Genomic DNA, 26,179 nt, shown 5'->3' on the forward strand with positions numbered 1-26,179 from the left:
TCGGAGAATGCGTAAGCTTTTGAGTTGCTTGGCCGCGGGCGTCATTGCCGCAACTGTTTCTGTGGCCAGGGCCGATCCCGCGCAAGACGCAGCGAAGCTCGCCGACATATTCTGCCAGCTCGGTAAGCAGGACGGCGAGTTCGGCCGTCTCTATCTGGTGACCAAGTCGCTGGGCGTGGCAATCGCCGAGGCGATCAAGAAGAATGGCGAGATCGCCAGCGCTCACCCCGACGAGAAGCCGCCGCTCGGCGACGGCATCCCTTTCCAGTCCTACCCGGACGTCGCGCCGGTGTGTAAGCCCGGCAAGTTCACCGACACAGGCCGTACGCAGGTGATCGAGATCGTCTACGAGTTTCCCGACAAGCCGGCCGCAAGCTGGACCGACCGGCTGGTGCTGATCACCGAGGAAGGGCGGCCGCGAATCGACGACATCCTGTTTGGCACCGCCGATTCCGACAATGGTCTGCGCAAGGCGCTGGCCGCAGCGTTCCAGAACTGAGCTAAGCCTCGCCGCCGCTATGAACAATCCCGTTCTCGTCGAGGTGCTGCGCGGTAGCCTTGTGGAGAGCCGTCATACAGGCGCCGTTGCTGTCTTCGATCCTGACGGCAAGGCCGTCCTGGCGCTTGGCGATGTCGACCGGCCGGTATTTCCCCGCTCAGCGGTGAAAGCGATCCAGGCTTTGCCCCTGGTCGAGAGCGGTGCGGCCGATGCGTTCGGTTTCGGCAACAAGGAACTGGCGCTTGCCTGCGCCTCGCATTCGGGCGAGCCCCAGCACGTCGGGCTGGCGGCTCGGATGCTCGCCAAGGCTTCGCTCGACGAGCACGCGCTCGAATGCGGCGCGCATTGGCCGTCGAACCATGAAGCGATGCTCGCCCTTGCCAGACGTGGCGACAAGCCCTCGGCGCTCCACAATAATTGCTCGGGCAAGCACTCCGGGTTCCTGTGCGGCTGCCGGCATATGCGGATCGCTCATGCCGGCTATATCGAGCCGGACCACCCCTATCAGCAGGTGATACGCCGCACGATGGAAGAGGTGACAGGCGCCGAGCATGGCGAGGGCAACCGCGGCATCGACGGCTGCTCGATCCCGACTTACGCCGTCCCGCTGAAGAGCCTCGCGATCGGCTTCGCCCGCATGACCACGGGCAAGGGGCTACCGGCGGACCGTGCGGCCGCCGCCAGGCGGTTGCTTGCGGCCTGCATGGCCGAGCCCTTCTATGTCTCGGGTAGCGGTAAAGCAGACCTGCGGCTGATGCAGGCCGCACCCGGCCGCATCTTCGTAAAGACCGGTGCTGAGGCTGTCTATTGCGGCGCTGTGCCGGAGCTGGGCTTGGGCATTGCGATCAAATGCGACGATGGGCAGGGCAGGGCGTCCGAGGTGGCTGTCGCGGCAGTGCTTTCGACACTGTTCAGGGACGACGGTGCAGTCCAGGCCGCACTCGGCGACCTCGCCGAGCCGGCGCTCAGGAACTGGAATGGCATGCATGTAGGTGAGCTGAAGCCCGCGGAAGCGCTGCGCTAGCGCATCGGACTGAGCCGAAGGACCGCGTCAGCGAAAGTACGTAGCGGTTTTGGGATAACCCCGATGGGCAATGCGACCTGCGTCAGCTGACTCGGTTGCGTTCGATCGTCAGGTTGGCATAACCACCGGCGCCGCCGACCGCCAGGTCGCCGGTTGCCCGGTCAGCCCAGCGATAGCCGACGATTGCTCCGTCCTTCACACTGTCGATCACGTTGTCGGAGATGACCGCCGAGCCGGTGCCCTCCACGACCGTGACGACGATGCCGGTGCCGGCCTTGCGGATGACGTTGCCGGTAACAACGACATTGCGCATGAACTCGCCCCAGCCGATCTGCATGCCGTAGAGCGGCACCGATTCCACGACGTTTCCTGTCGCCGAGCAGTCTGCCTCGATCGAGATGCCGACACCGAAACCAGGTGGATCCTGCACATATGGTCCTTCGGAATGCAGGTTGCGCACGATGTTGCCTGAGCAGACCGCAAGCCGGCCGCCTTCGTTGAAATTGACGACCGAGATGCCGTTGGCGGCGCCGTCGACCACATTGCCGTTGATGATCGCTCCCTCGAAGGAGAATTCCGAATAGATGCCGGTCTCGCCGCTGCGCAGGCAGCTGTTGTTCGCGATCTGGATGTTGCTCGCGCTGTTGGCGCGGACGGCCGTGAAGGCGCAGTCGCTGATCATGTTGTTGGAGACGATCACATTGCCGGCACGAAAGACATTGATGCCGTTGCCGTTCTGCCCCGTGCCGCCGGCGCGCGCCTCAATGAGGCTGACGCGGTTGCCGGAGACGATCGTGCCGTCCTCGGCAGCCTGCCAGCGGTGGACGAGAATGCCGCCATTGGCACAGTCCGACACCGCATTGCCGCTGATCTGCAGGCCTGTCGCCTCTACCGAATAGATTCCGGCGTCGGCCGCCCCGGAGATTTCGGTGCGCTCGATGCGGCCGCCGACGCGCTCGAAGGCGATGGCGTTCTTTCCGCTGCCGACGATCTGGCAATTGTCGATGGCGGCGTGAAGCGTGCGGCGGAGGTCGATCAGCCCCTGGGCGTCGTCACGCAGCCAGCGGTTTGCGCCATCAAGGACAAGGCCGTCGAGCTCGATGTGGTCGGCGTCCTCTGCGACGAACAGGTGGCCGTCGCCGCCATAGACGATCCGCGATGCACCGGGCACGCCGGAAAGCCTCACGCGTCGCGGCAAAGTGATATTGGAGACCATGTAGATGCCCGGCGGCAGGAAGAGCGGAATATTGCGATCCGCGGCTTGCTGCAGCATTCGCGCGAACGCCTTGCTCTGGTCGTCGAGCGCGCCGGGCCTGACGCCGAGCTCCGTCGCGTCGATAGAGCCGCGCATCGAAGCGGTCATCACGCCGGGCATGCCCGCGGCCCTGGCCGGCCGGACGAGTGCCGGGGCGGCGCTTGCAGCGACAGCGGCGAGGAAGCTGCGTCTGTTCAGCATTGGCACTGGTCCCCTGGTTTTCTCACTCAGTTGCATAATGTGTGCCAGCGCGAGAGCTGGTTGATCATTCACCTTGAGAACCAAGCCAGAAAGGCATAGCTTGTTCTAATATGAGCAGAGCATTTACGCGCCAGGACGACACAGATGGCGTGATTGCCGACATCGGCGAACGGCCGGTCAGCAAGCACCGCAATCTCGTGACGGAAAACGGCCTCAAGGCGATCGACGCCGAGGTCGCGTCGTTGCGCGCCGAGCTTGCCAGGGCCGAAGCTGCAACGGATCGGGAACGCATCGCGCTGCTTTCGCGCGACCTGCGCTACTGGAACGCTCGGCGAGAGAGCGCAGAACTTTCCATTCCCGATCCGGACAGCGACGTGGTGCGCTTCGGCATGACCGTGACCATCGAGGACGAGGACGGTCACAAGAAAAGCTGGAAGATCGTCGGCGAGGATGAGGCCGACGCCGCCCATGGCAAGATCTCTCATTCTTCGCCAATGGCAGCCGCCTTGTTCGGTAAGAAGGTCGGCGAACTTGCTACAGTCAATGGCAAGGAGTGGGAGATCGTGGAGATGAGTGCAGGCGGTTGAGCCCGCGCTCTATTCCTTACATTTAGCCAGCCAGCAGACTATCGACCAACCGTTCCGCCGCCTCCGGAATCACCGTGCCCGGCGGGAAGATTTCGGTCGCTCCTGCCTGCCGCAAAGCATCGAAATCATCCGGCGGGATCACGCCACCGGCCACGATCGCGACGTCGTCGCGGCCGAGCTTCTTCAGAGCATCCTTCAGCTCCGGCACGAGCGTCAGATGGCCGGCAGCGAGCGAGGATGCGCCAACTATGTCGACGTCGTGCTCAGCTGCGAGCTTGGCGATCTCCTCCGGCGTCTGGAACATGCCGCCGACGGTCACCTCGAAGCCGAGGTCGGCGAAGGCCGTGGCAATCACCTTCTGGCCGCGATCATGGCCGTCCTGTCCCATTTTGGCGACCAGGATGCGAGGCTTGCGTCCCGACTTCTTCTCGAAGGCGGCGATCTTTTCCTGCACGCGCTCGACCGCCGGGTTGCCGCCGATCTCCGTGCGGTAGACCCCGGAGATCGTCCGAATCTCGGCAACGTGGCGACCGAAGACCTTTTCGAGCGCGTAGGACATCTCGCCGACCGTGGCGCCGGTGCGGGCCGCTCGGATGGCGAATTCGAGCAGGTTGGCATCGCCAGACGCGGCCTGAGTCAACTCGTCGAGCGCCGTTTCGACGGCTGCAACGTCGCGCGTGCCCTTGAGTTGCTGCAGCTTGGCAAGCTGCCGCGCGCGCACTTCGGCATTGTCGATCTTGAGCACGTCGACTTCGGGATCCGCTTCCGGCTTGTACGCGTTGACGCCAATCAGTGCCTGCCCACCGGAATCGATTCGCGCCTGCGTGCGTGCCGCTGCCTCTTCGATGCGCATCTTAGGCACGCCCTTCTCGATCGCCGCCGCCATGCCACCCAGCGCCTCGACCTCCTCGATATGGGAAAGCGCCCGCGCTGCGAGATCGTGTGTCAGCCGCTCGACAAATGCCGAGCCGCCCCAAGGGTCGACGAAGCGCGTCTGGCCGGATTCCTTCTGCAACAGGAGCTGGGTGTTGCGTGCGATGCGTGCCGAGTGATCGGTCGGCAACGCGAGCGCCTCGTCGAAGGAGTTGGTGTGCAGCGACTGCGTGCCGCCCTGCGTCGCAGCCATCGCCTCGATCATGGTGCGCATGATGTTGTTGTAAGGGTCCTGCGCCGTCAGCGACCAGCCGGACGTCTGGCAGTGGGCGCGCAGCGACAGCGAGCGCTGGTCCCTCGGCGAGAAATTCTTCTGGATGAGTGCAGCCCAGAGCAGTCGCCCCGCGCGCAGCTTAGCGACTTCCATGAAGAAGTTCATGCCGGCGTTCCAGAAGAAGGAAAGACGAGGCGCGAACTTGTCGATATCCAGGCCTGCCGCGATGCCGGCGCGAGCATATTCGATCCCATCGGCAATCGTGTAGGCAAGCTCCAGGTCGACCGTCGCTCCTGCTTCCTGGATATGATAGCCGGAGATCGAGATCGAGTTGAACTTCGGCATGTGCCGGGCGGTATAGCCAATGATGTCGGAGACGATCCGCATGGACGGCTTCGGCGGGTATATATAGGTGTTGCGGACCATGAACTCTTTCAGAATGTCGTTCTGAATGGTCCCGGCTAGGCTCTTCTGGGCGACGCCTTGCTCCTCGCCTGCCACGATGTAGAGCGCCATGATCGGCAGAACCGCGCCATTCATGGTCATGGAGACCGTCATCTCGCCGAGCGGGATGCCGTCGAAGAGCTGGCGCATATCGAGGATGGAATCGATTGCCACACCCGCCATGCCGACATCGCCGGCGACGCGGGGATGGTCGCTGTCATAGCCGCGATGTGTAGCGAGGTCGAAGGCTACCGACAGGCCCTTTTGCCCCGCCGCCAGATTGCGCCGGTAGAAGGCATTTGATTCCTCCGCGGTCGAGAAGCCCGCATATTGGCGGATCGTCCATGGCTGCTGGACATGCATGGTAGGGTAGGGGCCGCGCAGAAACGGCGGTGCGCCGGGGAATGTATCCAGGAAAGGCAGGCCGGTGAGGTCCTCTTCCGCGTAAACACGCTTGACCTCGATGTTTTCCGGAGTGCGCCATGGCTCTCCACCGAAAACGCGCGGAGCGAATTTCGGCATCGACCAGGCGAGCTTGGCGAAATCCGGGATCATCGTTGCACCGCAATGGTCTCGTCGATCCGCATCGGCGCCAGGCGCTCGCAGAATGCTACGCCGCCGTCCTGGGAGAGGGCGCGCCGGCTCGCTGGAAGCACGCTGACGTGACGCTCCGATACAAGCGGATAGAGTGTCGTCCCGACGATCTGCCGGCTCCCGCTTTCATAGGCGGCGGCACGCGCCGCCCGCGCCGTAGCGACACGCGATTGGATTTTTCCGGCTGCAAGGCTGTCGAGAACACCGCCTTCGGCTTCGATCCGCAGGAATTCTTCCCAGGCCGCCTCGCAAAGCGAGCCGGTAAGTGCCTCGACGCTGCCGGAGCCTGCTGCCGGATCGGCGGCGAAACCGATGTGGCTTTCTTGCGCAAGGATGAGTTGCGTGTTGCGAGCGATCCGCCGCGCCGAGGCATCGGGCAATCCGTGCGCAATGGTGTGCGGCAGGATCGCGATCGAATCGGCGCCACCGGCGGCCGCAGCGAAGGCCGCGATCGTGTTGCGCAGGATGTTCGTCTCCGGATCCTTCTCGGTCATCATCCGGTAGGAGCCCTCGACATGAACCGAAACCGTCGCGGGCGGTATCGAGCATGCCTCCTGGACGCGTGCCCATATCAGGCGCAGTGCCCTGAGCTTGGCCATGGACACGAAATGGTCCTGGTCGACCGCGAGCGAGAAGCCGATATGCGGCGCGGCATAGACGAGCGGCTGGCGCGCCTCCTCGAACATGCGCAGATGCGAGACGGCCGAAGCAACAGCGATGCCGAGTTCCTGTGCCTCGGTCGCTCCGGCATTGTGGAAGACACGCCCATCGCCCTCGAGCAGGATGCCGGGCAGGCCGAGCGCAAAGAAATGAGCGAGCGAAGGCGGCATCGAGGCTTTCAGGGCCTCGATCGACATTTTGAGGTTTCCGGTTCCACCGAAGATCGCGGCTGGATCGATGCCGAAGGAAATGCCAAGCCTTGTCGGATCGACGCGCCGCTTGCCAAGCAGGACAAAGAGCCAGTCGACGCTCGCCCGGCTTACCGGATGCGCGTCGATCCTCAGGCTGATGCGATTGAGCGGAACGTTGTGCAGCGCCACTGCGAGCGCCTCGGGTCTGGCCGGAAGGCCATAGCCGAAGGCGTTCGGCGCCCCTTCAAAGACAAGCGCAAGACCGGTCGCGCCTTGCTCGACATCCTCGAGCGCTTGCCTGTTCGCGCGCGCCGGATCGGGATCGTCGATTCGCTGCGTCACGGCCCATGATGCAGCCGGGTTGACGCGCATGGCCACGGGCCGGGCATCTGGCACGCGAAGGCTGAGCGGATCGATTCGGATGCCGTCATCCGTGCGCGAGACAATCGCCTCCTCCAGTGAGGCGCCGCCCAGAGCTTTCTCGGCAAGCTCTCGCCAGCGTTCCATGGAGAACGCGGGGAAACTCGCTTCTTTGAGAAGGTCACCGACCTTCATCGCTCCTCCTCTTCCTTCTTCCGTCGTACCGAAGCTCCACCCCGCTTCCGATGCCAGAGCCATCGCGCGGTTTCAAGGCAAAGTGCCATGAAGAAGTAAACCTGTTTACCGGGTGCCGATTGTCGTGCAGCGGCAGCACCATTATACCAAAGCCAAGCGTGGTACTTGAGTTTGGCTTTTCGGCGGAGAAAGATCATGGCTGACGAGGAAAGCATCTTCATTGGGGCAAGCCGCAAGCCCGATGACAGCTACCAGCGGCCTGAGCAGCTTCTTCTGAAATACGGCAACCGCCATGGTCTTGTGACGGGCGCGACCGGCACCGGGAAAACGGTTACGCTGCAGGTCCTCGCCGAGGGTTTCTCCAATGCCGGCGTGCCGGTTTTTGCCGCCGACATCAAGGGCGACCTCTCCGGCATCGCGATGATGGGCGAGGACAAGGACTTCCTCGTCTCCCGTGCCCAGGCCGTGAAACTTGACCCATATCAACATCAACAATTTCCCGTGATCTTCTGGGACTTGTTCGGCGAACAGGGCCATCCGATCCGCGCCACGATCTCGGAAATGGGACCGCTGCTGCTCTCGCGCCTGATGAATCTGACCGAGGCCCAGGAAGGCGTGATGAATATCGCCTTCAAGATCGCTGACGAGGAAGGGCTGCTGCTCCTTGACATGAAGGACTTGCAGGCGTTGCTCGCCAACATCGCGCAGCGAGCCGAAGAGATCGGCGCGCGCTACGGCAATGTGACCAGGCAATCCGTGGGTGCGATCCAGCGCTCGCTGCTCATTCTCGAGCAGCAGGGCGGCTCCCATTTCTTCGGTGAACCGGCATTGCAGATTCCCGACCTGATGCGCACGACCCGTGATGGCCGTGGTGCAATCAACGTGCTTGCAGCCGACAAGCTGATGATGAACCCGCGTCTCTACGCGACGTTCCTTTTGTGGTTGATGTCGGAGCTGTTCGAACAGCTTCCCGAGGTCGGAGATCCTGAGAGGCCGCGGCTCGTTTTCTTCTTCGACGAAGCGCATCTGCTCTTCGATGATGCACCCAAGGCTCTTGTCGACAGGGTCGAGCAGGTGGTGCGGCTGATCCGCTCCAAGGGCGTCGGTGTCTATTTCGTCACCCAGAACCCGCTCGACGTGCCGGACACCGTGCTTGCTCAGCTCGGAAACAGGGTCCAGCATGCCTTGCGCGCCTATACGCCACGCGACCAGAAGGCGGTAAAGACGGCCGCCGACACGTTTCGGCCCAACCCCGATTTCGACTGCGCAAAGGCGATCACCCAGCTCGGTACCGGCGAGGCACTGGTGTCCACGCTCGAGGAAAAGGGCATACCTGGAATGGTGCAGCGCACGCTGATCAGGCCGCCGGCATCGCGAGTGGGCGCGATAACGCCACAGGAGCGCCGGCAGGTCATGACGATGAGCCCCGTAGCTGGTCAGTACGACAACGCAATCGACCGCGAATCGGCCTTCGAGATACTGCAGAAGAAAGGGCAGGCGGCTGCGGATGCGGCCGAAGCGAAGCGGCAGGCCCAGAAGTCGGCATCTCAGGAGAGCGGCTCGGGCTGGACCATACCGGGTTTTGGCACGGGCAGCGGCCGCAGCTCCGGTCGGCAAACGGTCGCGGAGGCCGCGATCAAGTCGGTGGTACGTTCCGTAGGCTCGCAAGTGGGGCGGGCCCTCGTGCGAGGCATCCTCGGCAGCCTCTCGCGGCGATAAGCCGCATCGGCCAATGGTGAGGCGAAAGCGGCGCTGTATCAAAGGCCTCGAAGCTAGAGTTGCTCCTCTGGGATAAGTACAGCGGCCCGCCTTCGTCGACGCCACGCGCCGTCAGTTGACGACCTCGACAGGGCCGGACAGCGGGTCCGAGCCTGGATAGGACTGGGTCGGTCCGCCGGCCACGGGGGTGCCGAGGCCTGCGGTGACGATCACCGGCGTCTGGTTCGGCACGCGGTCGTAGAGGTCGATGATATCCTGGTTCATCAGGCGCACGCAGCCAGACGAAACCGACTTGCCGATCGACCACCATTCAGGCGAACCGTGCAGCCGGTAGAGCGTGTCCTTGCCGTCGTGGAAGAGATAGAGCGCGCGGGCGCCGAGCGGGTTCGTGAGCCCTCCGGGCATGCCGCCGTTGGCGGCGCTGTATTTCGCCACGCTCGGGTCGCGCGCGACCATCTCGTCCGGTGGCGTCCATTTCGGCCAGTGCTGCTTCCATTGGATGACAGCGTCGCCGGACCATTCGAAACCGGCCCGTCCCAGACCGACGCCGTAGCGGATCGCCATGCCACCTTCACGAACGAGGTAGAGGTGGTGGCCATTGGTGTCGACGACGAGGGTGCCCGGTCGTTGACCGGTTGGATCAGGCACGATCTGGCGCAGGAACTGCGGGTCGATTTTCTGATAAGGGATCGCCGGCAGATTGAAGCCGTCATCGACCATGGGCCCGTAGATGGTCGCATAACTGCCGAGCGGCTCGATTGCCGGAGCCGGAGCCGGCTCGGCGGCGTAAGGAATCTCGCGCCGCTCTGTCGTGCATGCGCCAAGGGCGGACGAGGCGGCCAACGCGCCTGCAGCGGACAAGAACCGTCGCCGCGTCATCGGCCGGCAGCCGGGGATATCTTCCCGCATGGAATTGTCTCTCCTGAACGCGCACAAAAGCGCTCGATCGCAATAAGTTAACAAGGGATAGGTAGTTCCGATGTTGACGCTAACTTGATGAAAGAAAGGCAAACGTGTGGCGTTGGCAACACTGTTGCGGGAAAGCCACGCGTCAGTTCGGGTCGATCAACTTGGCAAGCGAGACGACGACACGATCGGGTGGCGAATCCGGATACTCATCCGGCTGACTGCTCCGATTCACCCAGACGGTATAGAAGCCGAATCTTGCCGCGCCGGCGATATCCCAGCGGTTCGACGATTGGAAGGAAATCTCGCCCGGCTGGATACCCCATATGTCGATGAGGAGTCGGTAAGCGTCCGGATGCGTCTTATAGGCTCGGACGGCATCGACCGAGAAAATCCGGTCCACGAGCAGATCGAGCCCGGCCGACGCGACCGCCGCCTTGAGCATTTCCGGCGAACCGTTGGACAGGATCGCGACTCGGGAGTCCTGGGATTTCAGCGCGGCCAGCACGGCCTGGACCTCGGGATAAGCCTTGAGCGTGCGATAGGCCTGAAGCAGGTCGGGCCGTAAGCTCCGATCAACGGACGGAAACTTCGCGAAGGCGAAATCGAGTGCGTCTTCGGTCAGCTTCCAGAAATCGCGATAGGCACCCGGCATCAGCGTCCTGATCCAGCTGTATTCGAGCTGCTTCGTCCGCCACAGTTCCGAGAAATGCTCTGCGTCGGGCCCGACCCGGGAAGAATGGGAGGCGACCGCCGAATGAACGTCGAACAGCGTCCCGTAGGCGTCGAAAGCATAGACCGAGTGCGGCATCACCAGCCCCGCTATGGTTCTGACGAGTGTCCGCACCGGGGGCCTTCCGTCAAGGCGAACTTTGGGACGATCTTGCCAGGGTTGCACCTCGCGAACGCAGCTCTCGGCAATTCCATTGCGCTTGCGAACGGCTGGACAGGCCATACGGACAGACAAGTTGCGGCCTCATCCAAGTTTCACTGGCGTACTATTTTCCTCCACCACGCGATTGACGCTGCGGCTCAAAAGCTTATCGATGGGCCAAACGGCACACGGAATAACGATCCATGACCCTGGCAGCGAGCGCGCAGTCGAAGACTTGGACCTATGTCGATGGCGACTGGTATGAAGGCAATGTCGCGATCCTTGGCCCACGCTCCCATTCGATGTGGCTCGGCAGCAGCGTCTTTGACGGCGCGCGCTGGTTCGAGGGTGTGGCGCCGGACCTGGATCTTCATTCGAGGCGGGTGAATACTTCGGCGATTGCCATGGGGCTCAAACCCACCATGTCCAGCGAAGACATTTTCGGCCTGACTTGGGACGGGCTGAAGCGCTTCGACGGCAATACCGCCGTCTATATCCGGCCGATGTACTGGGCCGAACATGGCGGCTATATGGGTGTTCCGGCTGAACCCTCTTCAACCCGGTTCTGCCTCTGCCTCTATGAATCGCCCATGATCGGCTCGACCGGCTTTTCGCTTACGGTGTCGCCGTTCCGCAGGCCCACGCTCGAGACGATGCCGACCAACGCCAAGGCCGGCTGTCTCTATCCCAACAACGGCCGGGCGATCATGGAGGCGCGCATGCGCGGCTTCGACAATGCGCTCGTCCTCGACATGCTGGGCAACGTCGCCGAGACGGCAAGCTCCAACGTTTTCCTCGTCCGGGACGGGCAGGTGGTGACCCCGGCCGCTAACGGCACTTTTCTGGCCGGCATAACCCGCGCCCGCACGATCCAGCTCCTCAGGGACGAGGGAATCGAAGTCGTCGAGAGGGCCGTTTCTGTGCGCGAGTTCAAAGAGGCGGACGAGGTATTTTCGACCGGCAACCACTCGAAAGTGGTGCCCGTCATCCGTATCGAGGATCGTAATTTGCAGCCCGGCCCGGTGATGAAAAAGGCGCGCGAACTCTACTGGGGCTTCGCTCATTCGACACCGTCCGCCTGAGCCGAGGAAAATCTTTACCGCGCGTTGCTAGGGACCTGCCCGCACCTATCTTTGTTTGGTAATGGAACGCACCTTGTTCAAGGAAGGAGTACATCATGGCTTTTGAACTGCCCCCTTTGCCCTACGACTACGAGGCATTGCAGCCTTACATGTCAAAGGAGACGCTTGAGTACCATCACGACAAGCACCACAAGGCCTATGTCGACAACGGCAACAAGCTGGCAGCCGAAGCCGGGATGGACAAGCTTTCGGTGGAAGAGGTCGTCAAGCAGTCCTTCGGCAAGAATGCGGGCCTCTTCAACAATGCCGGCCAGCACTATAACCACATCCATTTCTGGCAGTGGATGAAGAAGGGCGGCGGCGGCAACAAGCTGCCGGGCGCGCTTCAGAAGGCGATCGACAGCGATCTCGGCGGCTATGACAAGTTCAAGGCCGACTTCATCAACGCCGGCACCACACAGTTCGGCTCGGGATGGGCGTGGCTGTCCGTGAAGAATGGCAAGCTCGAGATCTCCAAGACGCCGAACGGAGAGAACCCGCTCGTACATGGCGCCTCACCGATCCTCGGCGTCGACGTGTGGGAACACTCCTACTATATCGACTATCGCAACGCGCGGCCGAAATATCTCGAAGCCTTCGTGGACAATCTCATCAACTGGGATCACGTGCTCGAAATGTACGAGGCGGCGAAAGGCTGATCGCCCGGCGGTTTCCGACGAAGACAACAACCCCGGCCTGGCTGGGGTTGTTTTATTTAAGGCGCCGGCTTGGGCGTGTGATTGCACGGCGAAGCCTCATCTTTGCAACTATCACGTGCCTGTGAAGTGCGGGTCAGGATTTTTTCGGCGAACTTCGTCGTTGGCTCACAGGGCACTTTTCGCCCGACAAACGGAGGTGAATTTATGAGAAAACTTATACTTGCCATCTCGACTGTCGCCCTGGCGGTGACCGCGGCCTATGCGGCGGACCCGATCGCCGACCGCAGGGCCATCATGAAGGAGCGCGGCAACCTGGTGGGCGGGCTTGCCAAGATGGCGAAAGGCGAGACGGCGTTCGACGCAGCGGTGGTATCGGCCACGCTCAAGAAGCTGGAGGCAAACGAGCAGAAGGTCGATATCGATGTGCTCTTCCCACCGGGCAGCGACAAGGGCGACACCAAGGCTGCGCCGAGAATCTGGGAAGATATGGCAGGCTTCAAGGCCGCCAATGACAAATATCAGGTCGTGCTGCAGCAAGTCGTCGCTGCGCCTGCGCAGGATGTGGCAGCACTCGGTGCACAGATCAACACGCTCGGCGGCGGCTGCGGCGGCTGCCACCAGTCCTTCCGCCTGAAATAATCCCGGTTTCGATGGTTCTTGCCAGAAAGCTTGCCCGCGCGGCGGTCGCCCTCGTGGCGGTCGGCGCAGCGGCGTTCTGGATCGTAACCATCCCGAACCGGCTGAGCGCGGAGCAAGTGGCTGCGCTTGGCGCAGGCGATGCCAAGCGCGGCGAACGCATCTTCAATATCGGCGGATGTACATCTTGCCATGCACGCCCGAAATCGGAAGGGCAGGCGCGGCTGCAGCTAGCCGGCGGTATCGAGCTCAACACTGCGTTCGGCACATTCGTCGCCCCCAATATCTCGCCTGACCCGAACGACGGGATCGGAAACTGGACGCTGGAGGATTTCGCCAATGCCATGCTCAAGGGCGTGTCCCCCGGCGGTTCTCACCTCTATCCGGCCTTTCCTTACGCTTCATATACCCGGATGAAGCCGGGCGACGTGGCCGACCTGTACGCTTACATGAAGACGCTGCCGCCGGTGGCCGGCAAGGCGCCCGGCCATCGGCTCGGCTTCCCTTTCAACATCAGGCGCGGACTTGGGCTCTGGAAACTCCTGTATCTGAGCGACCAGCCGATTGTCGCACTCGCACCCGACGCTTCTGATCACGCGAAGCTGGGCCAATACCTGGTCGAAGGACCGGGCCATTGTGGTGAATGCCACACGCCCCGCGATTTCATTGGCGGCGCGAAAAAGGAGCAGTGGCTCGCCGGCGCGGTCGCAGCGGAAGGCAAAGGCACCATTCCGAACATCACGAGCGGGGAGGGGGGCATCGGCTCCTGGTCGGAGAGCGACATTGCCTATTTCCTCGAGACCGGCTTCACGCCTGCCTTCGATTCCGTCGGTGGTTCGATGGTAGAGGTCCAGAAGAACATGGCGCTTCTCCCCGCCGAGGACCGGCAGGCAATCGCCGCCTATCTCAAGTCGGTGCCGCCGCATCCAAACGGCTATCCGGCGCAGGTGCGGTCGAAGTAGGTTCGGGGAGGCAATCTGGCGCCCAGGCACCGTGCATCACGGCATCTGGTCGGACCAAATTTTCCCTGGCCTTCACGGCATATTACCGTATGATTCATCTTGGGACGGGAAGCTCGACTTTGGCGTGGAGGAGACGCTGATGCCTGCTTCGGAATTTGCTGCATCCCTCGACCCGGACGCGTATGACGCGGTTTTCACAGCGCTTCTGGAATATCACCCGAACGATACCATCTCGATCCGGACTGTCCTTCAGGAGGTCCGACGGCTGGCGCCCGACTGTCCGTTCTCCGACGAGCAGATCGTTGCCCTCATCGTGAAACAGGCCGCTGGTACGACCATGGCCGTCAGCTTCGATCAGAGGGAAGCCGCTTAGCGCATCGGACCCAACTGCGCAGCGGTTCTTCCGGTTTCAGAACGGCCGCGGTCAGCGCTCGCCGAGGAACTCGAAGCCGTTCTCGAAGAAGACGTTGTAATTGCAGGTAAGCTCTTCGCCCGGCGCGATGTCCTCTAACGCATACGCGAGGTCGCCGTGGCTGAAGTCGCAATTGGGCGCATCCGAGTGGTTCATATAGCGCGCGTCATCGGCTTCGAAGACGATGTAGCGCGGGTCGCTCCGGCGCGGGTAGCAGTAACGGTCCAGATAGGATTTAATCGGCCCGTCCAGGCTCTCGTAAAGCTCGGTCTCGATGAGGCGATCGAAGCGCTGGTCGAGCTTCCAAATCAGCGTGCCTTTGGCGATGGCCTGCTTGGCGAACACGCCGATTCCCTGGATTGGCGACTTGTCGAGATAGACGTCGATGAGAAGCATGCGGACTTTCGCTGGAGGTAGCTCGTCGATTGGAATGAGTGGCGTGAACGGCCATCGCAACAACCGATAGCTGCCGGGAGCCCTATTCGCCACTCGTCCGGGTGGTTTTCAAGAGGCTTTTCTGATTTCTGGGAGACCGACGACCTTTAGGGCAAATGCATATGCATAGGCGATTTCGTCGAGCCGCGAGAAGCGGCCGGACGCTCCGGCATGACCTGCCTCCATGTTGATCTTGAACAGGACGGGGTTGTCGCCCGTCTTGCGCTCACGCAGGCGGGCCGTCCATTTGGCCGGTTCCCAATAGGTCACCCGGGGGTCGGTCAAACCTGCGACCGCCAGGATCGGCGGATAGGCAAGCGCGCCGACATTGTCGTAGGGCGAATAGGCGGCGATCGTCTTGTAATCCTCCTCCGAAACGATCGGATTGCCCCATTCCGGCCATTCCGGCGGGGTCAGCGGCAGCGTCTCGTCGAGCATGGTGGAGAGCACGTCGACGAAGGGGACTTCGGCGATGATTCCGCCGAAATGGTCGGGCGCCATATTCGCGACCGCACCCATCAGCATCCCGCCCGCCGAGCCGCCCTGCGCGACGATGCGGTCGTGCGAAGTATAGCGTTGGGCAACGAGATGTTCGGCAGCCGCGACGAAATCGCGAAACGTGTTCATCTTCTTCGCCCGCTTGCCATCTTCGTACCAGGAGAAGCCCTTGTCCTTGCCGCCACGTGTATGCGCAAGCGCGTAGACGAAGCCGCGGTCGACCAGTGACAAAGCGTTCGTGTTGAAGCCGGCGGGAATTGTGATGCCGTAGGAGCCGTAGCCATAGAGCAGGCAGGGTGCCGTGCCGTCGATCGGCGTGTCGCGGTGGTGAATGAGCGATATCGGCACCAGTTCGCCGTCATAGGAGGGCGCCATGAGCCGGCGCGTGACATAGTGGTCAGAATCGTGCCCCGATGGCACCTCCTGGGTCTTGAGCAGAACGCGCTCGCGCGTGCGCATATTGTAGTCGAAGACCTGGGCAGGCGTGGTCATCGACGAGTAGGAGAAGCGCATCACGTCCGTGTCGTATTCATAAGCGCCGGCAAGGCCTAGCGAGAAGGCCTCCTCTTCGAAGGCGATCATGTGCTCTTCGCCATTGGACCGATCGCGGACCACGATGCGCGGCAGCCCGTCCTTGCGCTCCAGCCGTACGAGGAAATCCTTGAAGGAAATCATGGCCAGGATCAGCCGCCCGGGCTCGTGCGGCACCAGTTCCTTCCAGTTTGCGCGGCTCGGGTCCGAGACGGGCGCTGTGACGATCTTGAAGTCCTTGGCACCATCGGCATTGGTGAGAATGAAGAAGATGTCGCCGCCCTCCTCGATGTCGTATTGAAGGCCGGTCTCGCGGGGCGAGACGATCTTCGGCGTCGCCGCGGGATCGCTGGCCGGGATCAACCGGTACTCCGAGGTTTCATGGTCGCTGATCGAGATCAGGATCCAGTCGTTCAGCCTGTCGCCGCCGACACTCATGAAGAAGCCAGGATCCGGCTCCTCGTAGATGAGCCTGTCCTGGTCAACGCCCGTTCCTAGACGATGGTAGAAGGTCTTAGACGGTCGGTGATTGGCGTCGAGCTGCGTATAGAAGAACCCGGAATTGTCGGCGCTCCACACGCCTGACCCGCCAGTGTCCGGCACGTGGTCGGCAAGGTCCGCCTGGCCGTCCAGGTCGCGGACGACAATCGTGTAGAACTCCGAACCGCGATCGTCGTAAGACCAGAGCAGACGCCGATGGTCTGAGGAGTGATCGACGTCTCCGATGCGAAAATAGGTCTTTCCTTCGCCTTCGAGATCGCCGTCCAGCAAGACCTCCTCCGGTCCGCCATCCCGAGCGGTACGGAAATAGCGCGGCTGCTCGCCGCCGATGCGGTAAGCCGAGCCGTAAGCGAATGGCCCGTCTTTCATCGGAACGGTGGAATCGTCCTCCTTGATGCGCCCTTTCATCTCCTGAAAGAGCGTCTTCCGAAGTTCGGCGGTGTCGGCCATCAGCGCCTGTTGATAGGCGTTCTCAGCTTCGAGGTGCGCACGGATGGCCGGGTCGAGAAGCGAGGGCTCGCGGAAAACCTCCTGCCAGTTCTCGGCACGCAGCCAATGGTATTCGTCGACGCGCGTCACACCATGGTGGCTATCCGAATGCGGACGCTTCTCGGGTACGGGCGGCTGGGCGGTGGCGGTTTGAAAGCTATTCTTCATGGCGAAAGGGGCTGTCGAGCTCTTTGATGCTGTATGAACATGGCCGTCAGAGCCTGTTCAAGCGAGGAATGTCAATTGCCGGCGTCTTGTGAATTTGGCGACGGCGGTCGGAAGAGGGAATAGCCGAGTGCGCCTTTTTGCGGCGCTGCTGTCGATCGGAAGGGCAGAAACGTCATTGTGTCGAGCCGATGGCCACCCTGCCGATCGACGCCGCTGACTCGACGAAACCCTGCAATCGATGGCCGCAATGTGGGGGACCGGTCAGAGCATGACCGAGGTTTGCCCCTTCTGCGAGCAGTCCTTTTGCGTCACTGGGCCTTGGCAGGCTCTGCGGTTGCCTGTCCGGCCAACTCCGCTCGGAGCGTGAGCGCCATCTGCAGGTGATCGAGCACGATGGGCAGTTGATCGGCGGCAAAGTGCTGAAGCTCTGCGTCCTGTCCGGAGCCGATCTGCCAGGACAGAAGCTGAACGGTTTTTTGATGATCGACGATCTGCCCCGAGAGATAGGCGAGGTCGAACTCCGTGCCGTTGAGTTTTTCGAGATCGGCTCGCATTTTCTGGTGATCGGCGTCGAGTTCCCCAGGCAGCGGAATCTTGCTTTTCTCGGCTATGGATTTCAGCAGGTCATTGGCCTTGCTGTGGTCTTGCACCATGCGGTTTGCGAAGTTCTTCACGCCGTCGTGATCGGTCTTGTCGGCAGCCAGCTTGCCGAGGTCCACCTCAGCCATGCCGCCTGCCGCCAGCAACTGTGCAAAGAGCCGGTCCGTATTGTTTGTCTGGTTCGGCGCCGGAACTCCCGGCTTCTCCATCTTTGTGTCGGGAGCCATGAAAGCCGGATTGCCGAACTGGGCAAAGGCATGGGCCGGCAGAAGTGCCAATCCCAGCGTGATTGCGGCAGCGCGCATGATGTCCTCCGTTCCGAGCACGAGTACCAGGGTTCAGGGCCGCGACTGTTTCGGCGGATCAAAGGGTGAGCATGTAGGCGACAAGCGCATCCTTTTCCTCCTGGTTGAGCTTTGTCCCGAGCACGAGGTTGAAGAACTCCACGGTGTCGGCGAGGGTCATCAGGCGGCCGTCGTGCAGGTAGGGCGGGGAATCCTTGATGCCGCGCAGGGTGAAGGTCTTTATCGGGCCGTCAGGTATGGCGACCATGTCGTTGAAGGTCTGGCCGATCTTGTAAAAGCGCTCGAGCTTCAGGTCGTGCATGTTGTTGTCCATGAAGGACAGCGCCGGGATATGGCATTCGGCGCAGCGTCCCTTGCCCATGAACACCTGCTCGCCCTTCAGCTCCTGCTCGCTGGCTTTGGTCGGATCGAGCCGGTTGAGCGGGTCGAGCTTGGGCGCCGGCGGAAAGTCAATGATGTTCTGCATCTGCGCCATCATCGCCACCTGGTTGGGACGATCGGGCAGGTTCACGCCCTTGCGGGTCGCGCTCATATGGTCGCCGTTGAAATAGGCTGTGCGTTGCTCGAATTCACTGAAATCCTCGACCGAGCGGAGCGAGCGCTTCGACCCGTGGATCTGCTGGTTGAACAACCCACGCAGGCTGGTCGTGTCGAGCCTGAACCGCGATGCCTGCGGCCGAACGTCCGGCGTCTGGTGAAAGGCGGCGTTGGTGTGGAAATTGGCGTGGCAGTCGAGGCAGGCCACGCCGGTGCTCTGCATGGCCACCTTTCGATCCTCTGTCTGGTTGAACTCCTCTTGCGGGAAGGGCGTGAGCAGCAGGCGCAGCCCTTCCAGCTGTACCGGAGTGAGGATCCCCACCATGTATTCGTAGAAGTTCTTGATCGTCAGCACATCTCCGTGGGAGACGTCGCCCAGTTCGGGATGCGTCGTCAGGAAGATTGGGGGCGGGAACTCCGGCGTCATCTGGTCAGGCAGGTCGAAATCGACATCGAAGCGCCTCAGGTCGCGCCCTTCGTCCCTGCCGATCTTGCCGATCTGGTTCTCCGGAAAGACCTGTCCTCCGGCCGCCTGCTTGACATGTGGGAGCGGCATGAAGCCCTTGGGCAGGAGGCCGTTCTGGCGGATCTCCTCCGGGCTTTTGGCGGCCAGGCTGTCCCAGGTCTCGCCGGCTGGCAGCTTAACCCGCACGCCTTGCTGGACCGGCTTTCTGCCGCCCGACATCATGACGCCGGGAATCGGGCGATTGGCGAGATCATAGCGGTCGTTGAGGAGGTTTCGCTGGCGCTCCATGACTGCCGGCTTCTGGGCCTCGTCATTGGCCCTTATGGCCGAGAAGGGCATGGTGGGCAGCGGACGGTAGCTCAAATCGGGCGGCAGTGGATCAGAGGCGACAGCCATGCTGAACGCCGCAGCACCCATCACCACCACGCATGGCAATGCCAAACTCACAAACCGGGGCATGTTTCCCTCCGAAGAAGCCGCAACGCCGGATCGCAGGGGACGTGCAACAGCGCCGGCGCTCCCGAACCGCGCGTTGCCGGGAATGTTCCTGCTTGGCGCGAAAAAAGCTCGCGTCCCGTCGAGATGCCGAGCGGGCCGCTATTGTGGCGGTGCGCGCGCGACCTTAACTTCGGGCTATCTCCACCGTCTGAGGATGCGATGCATACCTATCCAGTTACCCGTAGTGACGCCGAGTGGCGCGAGCTGCTGACACCCGAGCAGTATCGAGTGATGCGCGAGCACGGCACCGAACCGCCGGGGAGCTGCGCGCTCCTGTTCGAGAAGCGGCCAGGCACGTTCCACTGCGCCGGCTGCGACGCGCCGCTGTTCGAAGGCAAGGTCAAGTTCGAGAGCGGCACCGGCTGGCCAAGCTTCAACGAGCCGGTCGAAGGCGCCGTGGAAACAAGCGTCGATCGCAGCTACGGCATGGTCCGAACCGAGGTGAATTGCGCTGCCTGCGGCAGCCATCTGGGCCACGTGTTCGACGACGGCCCGCCGCCGACATACCAGCGTTATTGCATCAACGGTGTGGCGCTAAACTTCAAGCCGGCCTGACGGACTGATCGAAGGCTCCGTCGAGCCGCCCTTCGAAAAGCTCGATCCCCGGCCGCGAGAAGTATGCCGGGGATTGGCATGAGGTTGCCCGCCGAGAAGTCTTGTGGCGTGCGGAGTGAGCCTATAAGTCAACGCCGCCGACCCAAGCTCGCGTGAAACCGGGAGAATCATGCCGACCGAAGCGGGAACGCTCACCTTCCTCGCCCTTTTGCTTCCCTTCATCAGCGCTTTTTTTGCGCCGATCTTGACGCGTTTTCTCGGTCACAATGCCGCCTGGGTGCTGGCGTTGGTCCCCGCCCTCCTGTTCGCGCATTTTTTGTCCTTCGAGCCGCTTGTTGCCGAGGGAGGTACCGCCGTGGGCACTGTCGCCTGGGCGCCGAGCATAGGCGTCGATTTTTCCTGGTTCATCGACGGGCTGTCGCTCACCTTTGCGCTGCTGATCTCCGGGATCGGCGCGCTGATCGTCCTCTATTCAGGCGGGTATCTGCAGGGCCATCCGCGGCAGGGCCGGTTTTTCTCCTTCATCCTGCTGTTCATGGGCTCTATGCAGGGGCTGGTTCTCGCTGACGGCTTCATCACGCTGTTCTTCTTCTGGGAGCTGACGTCGATCACCTCGTTCCTCTTGATCGGCTTCGACAATCACCGCGAGGCGGCGAGGCGCGCCGCCTTCCAGGCGCTGGTCGTCACCGGCATGGGCGGCCTGTCGCTGCTCGCCGGCCTTCTGGTGATCTGGAGTGCTACGGGCGCAGGCGGGATGTCGGCGCTGCTTGGCAAGGGCGACGCGCTGCGCGAGAGCCCGCTCTACTTCGCCGCGTTGATGCTGGTCCTGGGCGGCGCTTTCACCAAGTCCGCACAGTTCCCGGTCCATTTCTGGCTGCCAAATGCCATGGAGGCGCCGACGCCGGTTTCCGCCTATCTGCATTCCGCGACGATGGTGAAGGCAGGTGTCTACCTGCTGATGCGGCTCAATCCGGTGATGGGCAACACCGCTGTTTGGGAGACGGTGCTGCCCGTCGCCGGCGGGCTGACGTTGATCGCCGGGGCTGTGCTTGCGATCCGGCAGACGGACCTCAAGCTCGTGCTGGCCTACACGACGGTCGGCTCGCTCGGACTGCTCGTCCTGCTGACCGGGCTTGGCTCGGACAAAGCCGTCGAGGCCGCGGTGCTCTATCTGATCGCGCACTCCATGTTCAAAGGCGGGCTCTTCATGGTCGTGGGAGCAGTCGATCATGAGGCAGGCTCGCGTGACCTCACCCAGCTTGCCGGCCTGCGCAAGGTGATGCCGATCACCTTCGGCGCTGCGCTGGTGGCCGGTGCCTCGATGGCCGGGCTACCGCTCCTTTTCGGGTTCCTGGCCAAGGAAGAGATCTATGCGGCGGTAATCGAAAGCGGCGGATGGGCTGCGGCAGCCTTCGCCAGCATAGTCGCTCTGTTCGGCAACGCGATTATGGCGGCGACCGCGTTCAGCGTCGCGCTTACTCCCTTTCTCGGGGGGGAGCCGCGGTCGCCGAAACCTGCGCATGAAGGACCGATCTTGCTCTGGTTGGGCCCAGCTGTCTTGGCCCTGTTGAGCGTTGTCACGGCTGTGCTTTCCTCGACCACGCATCGTTACCTGTCTTCGGCGATGGCGAGCGCCGTCGTGGGGGCTCGCGCCGACATCGAGATTACAACTATCCCACATCTCGGCATGCCGCTTCTGCTGTCGGTGCTGACCGTTGCGCTGGGCCTCGTGGTCTTTACGTGGCAGTTCCAGGCTCGCCGCACGGTAGCGGCGTTGCTCGGCGCGATCGGTTGGGGCCCGGACCGCGGCTTCGATCAGGTCATTCGCGGCTTGCTCAAGGGCTCCTTCGCGATCAGCCGCGTGATCCAGGGTGGCCGGCTTGACATCTACATGAAGGTGACCTTCATCGTCCTTGCGCTCGCCCTCCTGGTTCCGATGGCGAGCTATGGCCAATGGCCGGCAATGCCGGCCTGGCCGGCGCTGCAACTCCACGAATGGGCGGTGCTGCTGATTGCGGTCATCGGCCTCATCGCCGTGCTGCGCGCCAGGAGCCGTCTCACCGCGATCGTATCGCTCGGCATTCAGGGCTTTGCCGTGGCGCTGCTTTTCATGCTGCTCGGCGCGCCTGATCTTTCGTTCACCCAGTTCATGATCGAGACATTGTCGGTTGTGATCCTCGCCCTGGTGATGACACGCCTCAGGCTGGAGCTTGCCGACCGCCGGCCGCTTCCCACAGGGATGATCGACAGCCTTGTCGCGATCGCTGGCGGGCTGGGTTTCGGGCTGCTCCTCCTGAAGGCGACGCAACTGCCGTTCGACGACACGCTCAGCGCTTTCTTCGCTGCCCATTCACGAGCGATCGCGCATGGCCGCAACATCGTCAACGGGATCATCGTCGACTTCCGTGGGCTTGATACGCTGGGAGAGATCACCGTGGTGATGGTCGCGGGCCTCGCTATCCTTACTCTGATCCGTATGAAGAGCCGTAGCTCGGCGAAAATGACCGAAAAAGGTTTGAAATGCGCACGCTGATCTTCAGGACCATCGCGCCGGCGCTCACAAGCCTGATGCTGTTGTTTTCCGTATTCGTGCTCCTGCGCGGCCACAATGATCCCGGCGGCGGCTTCATCGGCGGGCTGATTGCCGTTGCAGCTATCGCCATCTACGGCATCGCCTTTGGGGTGCCATCGGTTCGCCGAGCCCTTTATTTCCATCCGCTTGCTATTTCCGGGGCGGGGCTGCTGCTCGCGGCCGCGTCCGGCCTCCTCTCGTTCGTTCAGGGCGTGCCGTTCCTTACCGGCATTTGGGCGAGTTTTTATTTCCTCGGAGCCGAAATAGACGTCTCGACAGTCATGAGCTTCGATATTGGCGTCTATCTTGTCGTGCTGGGCTCGCTCTCCTCCGTGGCGCTGGCGCTTGAAGACCGGGAAGACGGCTGATGGAGACGGCGCTTTCGCTGACGGTTGGCCTGTTCTTCATTGCTGGGATATACCTGATGCTGTCGAAGCACATCATCCGCGTGCTACTCGGCATCGTCCTCTTCGGCAATGCCGTGAACCTGCTGATCTTCACGGCGGGCCGGGTCGCCAGCAAGACGCCGCCGATTATTTCGGAGAGCGCCTATCTTCCGGCGGGCGCTACCGCGAACCCGCTGCCGCAAGCCTTGATCCTCACGGCGATCGTCATCTCCTTCTCCTTCTTCGCCTTCCTGCTGGTGCTCGCTTACCGGGCCTATAACGATCTTGGTACCGACGATACCGGCCGCATGAGGCTTGCCGAACCCGAATCCGAAAACCCGCCGCCGATGGGGTATTGAGCATGGCCGCGACCGGAGGAACCGCAATCGACCTTGCGGCAGCCATCATTACGGCGCCGACCGCGCCTGCCGATTGGCTGGTGATCGCGCCGGTCGTGATCCCTCTCCTAACGGGAGCGCTGCTAGTCGCGCTGCGCCACAGGACGGGCGTGCAAGGCGCGATCGCACTTGCCGGTCTCGCGCTGACGATCGTCTGCGCGGCGTTGCTCTTCGCGCGCGTCTCGGCGCAAGGGCCGATCGTGATGACCATGGGCCGCTGGCTGCCGCCGTTCGGCATCTCCTTTGCTGCCGACGCCCTCGGCGCCCTGCTTTCACTCACCGCCTCGATCGTCGGCTTCATCGCGGCGCTCTATTCGCTGCGCGACATCGACATCGCCGGACGTCGCTACGGCTTCTATCCGTTTTTGACGCTGATGATGGCAGGCGTCGGCGGCGCTTTCCTTACCGGTGACGTGTTCAATCTCTATGTCTGGTTCGAGGTGTTCGTCATCTCGTCGTTCGGGCTACTGGTGGTCGGCGACGACGAGGCTCGCATCGACGGCGCCGTCAAATATGCGATCCTCAATCTGATCGCGACGACGCTTTTCCTCATTGCCACGGGGTACCTCTACGGAGTGTTCGGCACGCTCAACATGGCCGACCTTCACCGCAAGATGGCGGCAGTCGGCTCGGAAGCGCCCATGATGACGCTGGCTACTCTCTACCTTGTCGCCTTCGGTATGAAGGCGGCTGCCTTTCCGGTGAACTTCTGGCTACCTGCCTCCTATCACACGCCGAAGATCGTTACTTCGGCGCTGTTCGGTGGGTTGCTGACCAAGATCGGCCTCTATGCGCTGCTGCGCGTGCTGGTCATGATCATGCCGGCGGAGCGCCTCGCGCTTTCTCCCCTCATCGGCTGGATCGCGGCGGCAACCATGCTTCTGGGCGTGCTCGGCGCGCTGGCGCAGTCTGACATCCGCCGCATGGTCGGCTTTGTGCTGATCTCCGGCGTCGGCGTCATGCTGTCCGGCCTCGCGGTCGGCGATGCGGCCGGTCTCTCCGGCGCAATCCTTTACGCCGTTCATTCGATGCTCGTGGTCACAGCGCTCTATCTGCTTGCAGGGATGATCCGCGATGCGGGCGGCAGCTTCTCGCTCGAAGCGCTCGCGGGACTTTATGACAGGGCGCCGGTGCTGGCGGCAGGGGCCTTGCTCCTTGCTTTCGCGATCGCTGGACTGCCGCCGGGCTCGGGCCTGTGGCCGAAGATCGTCTTGGTCAGGGCTTCGCTCGATGCCGGTGCAGGCTGGTTGGCGGCGGTGATTCTCGTGACCGGACTACTCACGACGGTCGCTTTCGGCCGGGTCTTCCTGCTCGCCTTCTGGCGCGAGAATGCCGATAATCCAGCATTGGCCGAACGGCGGCGAAAGGTGCCGCACCTCGCCTTCGCTGCTCTCATCGCATTGCTCGCGCCGTCCTTGGCGATGGGCCTCTACCCTGAGCCGTTTGTCGCGGCGGCAAAGAACGCCGCAGCCGGCCTGCTGGAACCGACACCCTATGTCGACGCCGTCTTCCCGGGGAGGGCGGCGCCGTGAAGAACTGGCTCGGCATTTTGCTGCTGACACTCGCCTGGATCGCGCTCACCGGCTCCTGGACAATCCCGAATGCTTTGCTGGGTGTGGTGCTGAGTGTCCTTGCCTCCTCCTTTGCCCGCGAGCAGCGCCGGCGGCGGGAAGTCGCTCTGCGGCCTTTGCGGATAGCCGAGCTCGCCCTGCTCTTTCTCTACGAACTCATGCTCTCGGGCTACCGCGTGGCGAGGCTGGTCCTGATGCCGCGCATGGAACTGAGGCCCGGGATATTCGCCTATCCGATGAAGGTCGAGCGGAACTTCGAGATTACGCTGCTTGCCAACCTTATCACTTTGACGCCGGGCACGCTCTCGGTGGACGTGTCGGCCGACCGCAAAACCTTGTTCGTGCATGCGATCGACTGCTCGGATCCCGACCAGGCGCGACGCGACATCGCAGACGGCTTCGAGCGCAAGATCCTGGAGGCGTTCCGATGACTGCCGCGCTCTTTCTTCAGTGGTCGCTCAATGTCGCGCTCGGTGTGCTCAGTCTGTCCTTTCTGCTTACTGTCGCAAGAGTGGTCATTGGGCCGACGCTGCCCGATCGGGTGCTGGCACTCGATATGCTGGTCGCTGTTGCGATCGGCTTCATCGCCGTGCTCGGCATCAGGACAGGCCATACGCTTTACACCGACATCGCGATCGCGCTGGGGCTGGTCGGTTTCCTGGCAACGGTCGCCTTTGCGCGGTTCATTCTCCGGCGCAGGACGATCGAGAGGGAAGAGGTCGAATGATCGACGCGCTGCAAAGCACGCTCGCCGCGATCCTCATCCTTCTTGGATCGGTCTTCGCGCTGACTGCCTCGATCGGCTTGATCAGGCTTCCCGACTTCTACACGCGCATGCACGCGGCCTCAAAAGCTGGAACGTTGGGCTCGTGCGTGATGCTGATTGCACTTGCGGTCTACACGGATGACCTTGCGATGACCACGCGTGCGCTCGGCGGGGTCGCTTTCTTCCTTTTAACGGCACCCGTCTCGGCGCACCTGCTCGCAAAAGCCGCGCACGCGTCCGGTCTCAAATTGTGGAGCGGTTCGGTGGCGGACGATTACGCCACGGGGCAAGGCCGCGACAAAATGGCCGGCACGGATGTTCAGTGAGCAAGCGTGCGTGGGCCCAAAGAAATTCTGACCAATCCACGGTTGAGCTGTTGCAGCTGAACATTACAGATTGTTAATAATCAAAGCTGGCCGCAATAGTTCGCTCGTTAGTCAAAGCTGTTCGGCGGAAT

Annotated in this window: 26 protein-coding genes; 17 read left to right on the forward strand and 9 right to left on the reverse strand. The window is 62.4% G+C overall.

Features of this window, described 5'->3' with window-relative positions:
• The first annotated feature begins 7 nt into the window (after positions 1-7).
• The gene (locus SAZ10_RS04620) at positions 8-499 is read left to right on the forward strand and encodes a hypothetical protein (RefSeq protein ID WP_318608004.1); all 492 of its coding nucleotides are present in this window, start codon (positions 8-10) and stop codon (positions 497-499) included.
• Positions 500-518: 19 nt separating this feature from the next.
• Positions 519-1,523, forward strand: coding sequence for an asparaginase (locus SAZ10_RS04625; protein ID WP_318608005.1), 1,005 nt, complete (start codon positions 519-521; stop codon positions 1,521-1,523).
• Positions 1,524-1,605: 82 nt separating this feature from the next.
• On the opposite strand, the gene SAZ10_RS04630 is transcribed toward SAZ10_RS04625, so the two are convergent.
• Positions 1,606-2,979 (reverse strand): TIGR03808 family TAT-translocated repetitive protein, encoded by a 1,374-nt coding sequence (locus SAZ10_RS04630; protein ID WP_318608006.1) that lies wholly within the window; start codon positions 2,977-2,979, stop codon positions 1,606-1,608.
• Between the two features lie 110 nt (positions 2,980-3,089).
• Between SAZ10_RS04630 and SAZ10_RS04635 the strand changes: the two genes are divergently transcribed.
• Positions 3,090-3,566 carry a GreA/GreB family elongation factor gene (locus tag SAZ10_RS04635; protein WP_318608007.1) on the forward strand — a complete coding sequence of 159 codons (477 nt, stop codon included), beginning with the start codon at positions 3,090-3,092 and terminating at the stop codon, positions 3,564-3,566.
• 22 nt (positions 3,567-3,588) lie between these two features.
• On the opposite strand, the gene scpA is transcribed toward SAZ10_RS04635, so the two are convergent.
• Together scpA and SAZ10_RS04645 are read right to left on the reverse strand one after the other, a co-directional pair.
• A complete protein-coding gene (scpA, locus tag SAZ10_RS04640) occupies positions 3,589-5,712 on the reverse strand; it encodes a methylmalonyl-CoA mutase (RefSeq protein ID WP_318608008.1) in 2,124 nt (707 codons plus the stop codon).
• Positions 5,709-7,157, reverse strand: a complete 1,449-nt coding sequence (locus SAZ10_RS04645; protein ID WP_318608009.1) for a methylmalonyl-CoA mutase family protein — start codon at positions 7,155-7,157, stop codon at positions 5,709-5,711. The genes scpA and SAZ10_RS04645 overlap by 4 nt, the downstream gene beginning before the upstream one ends.
• 195 nt (positions 7,158-7,352) lie before the next feature.
• On the opposite strand from SAZ10_RS04645, the gene SAZ10_RS04650 reads away from it, so the two are divergent.
• The gene (locus tag SAZ10_RS04650; RefSeq protein ID WP_318608010.1) at positions 7,353-8,876 is read left to right on the forward strand and encodes a DUF853 domain-containing protein; all 1,524 of its coding nucleotides are present in this window, start codon (positions 7,353-7,355) and stop codon (positions 8,874-8,876) included.
• Between the two features lie 111 nt (positions 8,877-8,987).
• Here SAZ10_RS04650 and SAZ10_RS04655 read toward each other — a convergent pair whose 3' ends face one another.
• Together SAZ10_RS04655 and SAZ10_RS04660 are read right to left on the reverse strand one after the other, a co-directional pair.
• The gene (locus tag SAZ10_RS04655) at positions 8,988-9,785 is read right to left on the reverse strand and encodes a L,D-transpeptidase (protein ID WP_318608011.1); all 798 of its coding nucleotides are present in this window, start codon (positions 9,783-9,785) and stop codon (positions 8,988-8,990) included.
• 142 nt (positions 9,786-9,927) lie between these two features.
• On the reverse strand, positions 9,928-10,593 hold the full coding sequence (locus SAZ10_RS04660) for a haloacid dehalogenase type II (protein ID WP_318608463.1): 666 nt from the start codon (positions 10,591-10,593) through the stop codon (positions 9,928-9,930).
• 266 nt (positions 10,594-10,859) lie between these two features.
• Here SAZ10_RS04660 and SAZ10_RS04665 point away from each other — a divergent pair, with 266 nt between their 5' ends.
• From SAZ10_RS04665 to SAZ10_RS04685, 5 genes are all read left to right on the forward strand, one after another.
• On the forward strand, positions 10,860-11,738 hold the full coding sequence (locus SAZ10_RS04665; protein WP_318608012.1) for a branched-chain amino acid aminotransferase: 879 nt from the start codon (positions 10,860-10,862) through the stop codon (positions 11,736-11,738).
• Between the two features lie 95 nt (positions 11,739-11,833).
• Positions 11,834-12,436 carry a superoxide dismutase gene (locus SAZ10_RS04670; RefSeq protein WP_318608013.1) on the forward strand — a complete coding sequence of 201 codons (603 nt, stop codon included), beginning with the start codon at positions 11,834-11,836 and terminating at the stop codon, positions 12,434-12,436.
• Positions 12,437-12,640: 204 nt separating this feature from the next.
• The gene (locus SAZ10_RS04675) at positions 12,641-13,075 is read left to right on the forward strand and encodes a c-type cytochrome (protein WP_318608014.1); all 435 of its coding nucleotides are present in this window, start codon (positions 12,641-12,643) and stop codon (positions 13,073-13,075) included.
• Between the two features lie 11 nt (positions 13,076-13,086).
• A complete protein-coding gene (locus tag SAZ10_RS04680) occupies positions 13,087-14,034 on the forward strand; it encodes a cytochrome c (RefSeq protein WP_318608015.1) in 948 nt (315 codons plus the stop codon).
• Between the two features lie 139 nt (positions 14,035-14,173).
• Entirely contained in the window at positions 14,174-14,407 is a 234-nt protein-coding gene (locus tag SAZ10_RS04685; RefSeq protein WP_318608016.1) for a hypothetical protein, read from the forward strand.
• Between the two features lie 51 nt (positions 14,408-14,458).
• Here the strand turns inward: SAZ10_RS04685 and SAZ10_RS04690 are convergent, their stop codons facing one another.
• The 4 genes from SAZ10_RS04690 to SAZ10_RS04705 all read right to left on the reverse strand — a co-directional run bounded on the left by SAZ10_RS04690 (position 14,459) and on the right by SAZ10_RS04705 (position 19,435).
• A complete protein-coding gene (locus SAZ10_RS04690) occupies positions 14,459-14,842 on the reverse strand; it encodes an SET domain-containing protein (RefSeq protein WP_318608017.1) in 384 nt (127 codons plus the stop codon).
• Positions 14,843-14,950: 108 nt separating this feature from the next.
• The gene (locus SAZ10_RS04695) at positions 14,951-17,068 is read right to left on the reverse strand and encodes a S9 family peptidase (RefSeq protein WP_318608018.1); all 2,118 of its coding nucleotides are present in this window, start codon (positions 17,066-17,068) and stop codon (positions 14,951-14,953) included.
• A 308-nt stretch (positions 17,069-17,376) separates the two neighbouring features.
• Entirely contained in the window at positions 17,377-17,973 is a 597-nt protein-coding gene (locus tag SAZ10_RS04700; RefSeq protein WP_318608019.1) for a DUF4142 domain-containing protein, read from the reverse strand.
• A gap of 58 nt (positions 17,974-18,031) precedes the next feature.
• On the reverse strand, positions 18,032-19,435 hold the full coding sequence (locus SAZ10_RS04705; RefSeq protein WP_318608020.1) for a cytochrome B6: 1,404 nt from the start codon (positions 19,433-19,435) through the stop codon (positions 18,032-18,034).
• A gap of 198 nt (positions 19,436-19,633) precedes the next feature.
• Here SAZ10_RS04705 and msrB point away from each other — a divergent pair, with 198 nt between their 5' ends.
• From msrB to mnhG, 8 genes are all read left to right on the forward strand, one after another.
• On the forward strand, positions 19,634-20,029 hold the full coding sequence (msrB, locus tag SAZ10_RS04710) for a peptide-methionine (R)-S-oxide reductase MsrB (RefSeq protein WP_318608021.1): 396 nt from the start codon (positions 19,634-19,636) through the stop codon (positions 20,027-20,029).
• A 169-nt stretch (positions 20,030-20,198) separates the two neighbouring features.
• On the forward strand, positions 20,199-22,562 hold the full coding sequence (locus SAZ10_RS04715; protein WP_318608022.1) for a putative monovalent cation/H+ antiporter subunit A: 2,364 nt from the start codon (positions 20,199-20,201) through the stop codon (positions 22,560-22,562).
• The gene (locus tag SAZ10_RS04720; RefSeq protein WP_318608023.1) at positions 22,550-22,969 is read left to right on the forward strand and encodes a Na(+)/H(+) antiporter subunit B; all 420 of its coding nucleotides are present in this window, start codon (positions 22,550-22,552) and stop codon (positions 22,967-22,969) included. The genes SAZ10_RS04715 and SAZ10_RS04720 overlap by 13 nt, the downstream gene beginning before the upstream one ends.
• A complete protein-coding gene (locus SAZ10_RS04725) occupies positions 22,969-23,346 on the forward strand; it encodes a Na+/H+ antiporter subunit C (RefSeq protein WP_318608024.1) in 378 nt (125 codons plus the stop codon). Before SAZ10_RS04720 ends, SAZ10_RS04725 begins: the two co-directional genes overlap by 1 nt.
• A 2-nt stretch (positions 23,347-23,348) precedes the next feature.
• Entirely contained in the window at positions 23,349-24,917 is a 1,569-nt protein-coding gene (locus SAZ10_RS04730; protein ID WP_318608025.1) for a Na+/H+ antiporter subunit D, read from the forward strand.
• On the forward strand, positions 24,914-25,387 hold the full coding sequence (locus tag SAZ10_RS04735) for a Na+/H+ antiporter subunit E (RefSeq protein ID WP_318608026.1): 474 nt from the start codon (positions 24,914-24,916) through the stop codon (positions 25,385-25,387). The genes SAZ10_RS04730 and SAZ10_RS04735 overlap by 4 nt, the downstream gene beginning before the upstream one ends.
• Positions 25,384-25,683, forward strand: a complete 300-nt coding sequence (locus SAZ10_RS04740) for a cation:proton antiporter (protein ID WP_318608027.1) — start codon at positions 25,384-25,386, stop codon at positions 25,681-25,683. Before SAZ10_RS04735 ends, SAZ10_RS04740 begins: the two co-directional genes overlap by 4 nt.
• Positions 25,680-26,048 (forward strand): monovalent cation/H(+) antiporter subunit G, encoded by a 369-nt coding sequence (gene mnhG / locus SAZ10_RS04745; RefSeq protein WP_318608028.1) that lies wholly within the window; start codon positions 25,680-25,682, stop codon positions 26,046-26,048. The genes SAZ10_RS04740 and mnhG overlap by 4 nt, the downstream gene beginning before the upstream one ends.
• Positions 26,049-26,179: the final 131 nt, after the last annotated feature.

It is taken from the genome of Mesorhizobium sp. BAC0120 (genome assembly GCF_033542235.1).
Taxonomy (GTDB): Bacteria; Pseudomonadota; Alphaproteobacteria; order Rhizobiales; family Rhizobiaceae; genus JAWRCU01.

Coding starts and splice junctions, on each gene's coding strand:
- SAZ10_RS04670 (WP_318608013.1), top strand. CDS start 11,834: ATGGCTTTTGAACTGCCCCCTTTGCCCTACGACTACGAGGCATTGCAG.
- SAZ10_RS04715 (WP_318608022.1), top strand. CDS start 20,199: ATGCCGACCGAAGCGGGAACGCTCACCTTCCTCGCCCTTTTGCTTCCC.
- SAZ10_RS04625 (WP_318608005.1), top strand. CDS start 519: ATGAACAATCCCGTTCTCGTCGAGGTGCTGCGCGGTAGCCTTGTGGAG.
- SAZ10_RS04650 (WP_318608010.1), top strand. CDS start 7,353: ATGGCTGACGAGGAAAGCATCTTCATTGGGGCAAGCCGCAAGCCCGAT.
- SAZ10_RS04665 (WP_318608012.1), top strand. CDS start 10,860: ATGACCCTGGCAGCGAGCGCGCAGTCGAAGACTTGGACCTATGTCGAT.
- SAZ10_RS04690 (WP_318608017.1), bottom strand. CDS start 14,842: ATGCTTCTCATCGACGTCTATCTCGACAAGTCGCCAATCCAGGGAATC.
- SAZ10_RS04655 (WP_318608011.1), bottom strand. CDS start 9,785: ATGCGGGAAGATATCCCCGGCTGCCGGCCGATGACGCGGCGACGGTTC.
- SAZ10_RS04700 (WP_318608019.1), bottom strand. CDS start 17,973: ATGCGCGCTGCCGCAATCACGCTGGGATTGGCACTTCTGCCGGCCCAT.
- mnhG (WP_318608028.1), top strand. CDS start 25,680: ATGATCGACGCGCTGCAAAGCACGCTCGCCGCGATCCTCATCCTTCTT.
- scpA (WP_318608008.1), bottom strand. CDS start 5,712: ATGATCCCGGATTTCGCCAAGCTCGCCTGGTCGATGCCGAAATTCGCT.
- SAZ10_RS04620 (WP_318608004.1), top strand. CDS start 8: ATGCGTAAGCTTTTGAGTTGCTTGGCCGCGGGCGTCATTGCCGCAACT.
- SAZ10_RS04660 (WP_318608463.1), bottom strand. CDS start 10,593: ATGCCGCACTCGGTCTATGCTTTCGACGCCTACGGGACGCTGTTCGAC.
- SAZ10_RS04675 (WP_318608014.1), top strand. CDS start 12,641: ATGAGAAAACTTATACTTGCCATCTCGACTGTCGCCCTGGCGGTGACC.
- SAZ10_RS04740 (WP_318608027.1), top strand. CDS start 25,384: ATGACTGCCGCGCTCTTTCTTCAGTGGTCGCTCAATGTCGCGCTCGGT.
- SAZ10_RS04695 (WP_318608018.1), bottom strand. CDS start 17,068: ATGAAGAATAGCTTTCAAACCGCCACCGCCCAGCCGCCCGTACCCGAG.
- SAZ10_RS04635 (WP_318608007.1), top strand. CDS start 3,090: ATGAGCAGAGCATTTACGCGCCAGGACGACACAGATGGCGTGATTGCC.
- SAZ10_RS04730 (WP_318608025.1), top strand. CDS start 23,349: ATGGCCGCGACCGGAGGAACCGCAATCGACCTTGCGGCAGCCATCATT.
- SAZ10_RS04725 (WP_318608024.1), top strand. CDS start 22,969: ATGGAGACGGCGCTTTCGCTGACGGTTGGCCTGTTCTTCATTGCTGGG.
- SAZ10_RS04685 (WP_318608016.1), top strand. CDS start 14,174: ATGCCTGCTTCGGAATTTGCTGCATCCCTCGACCCGGACGCGTATGAC.
- SAZ10_RS04720 (WP_318608023.1), top strand. CDS start 22,550: ATGCGCACGCTGATCTTCAGGACCATCGCGCCGGCGCTCACAAGCCTG.
- msrB (WP_318608021.1), top strand. CDS start 19,634: ATGCATACCTATCCAGTTACCCGTAGTGACGCCGAGTGGCGCGAGCTG.
- SAZ10_RS04645 (WP_318608009.1), bottom strand. CDS start 7,157: ATGAAGGTCGGTGACCTTCTCAAAGAAGCGAGTTTCCCCGCGTTCTCC.
- SAZ10_RS04680 (WP_318608015.1), top strand. CDS start 13,087: ATGGTTCTTGCCAGAAAGCTTGCCCGCGCGGCGGTCGCCCTCGTGGCG.
- SAZ10_RS04705 (WP_318608020.1), bottom strand. CDS start 19,435: ATGCCCCGGTTTGTGAGTTTGGCATTGCCATGCGTGGTGGTGATGGGT.
- SAZ10_RS04630 (WP_318608006.1), bottom strand. CDS start 2,979: ATGCTGAACAGACGCAGCTTCCTCGCCGCTGTCGCTGCAAGCGCCGCC.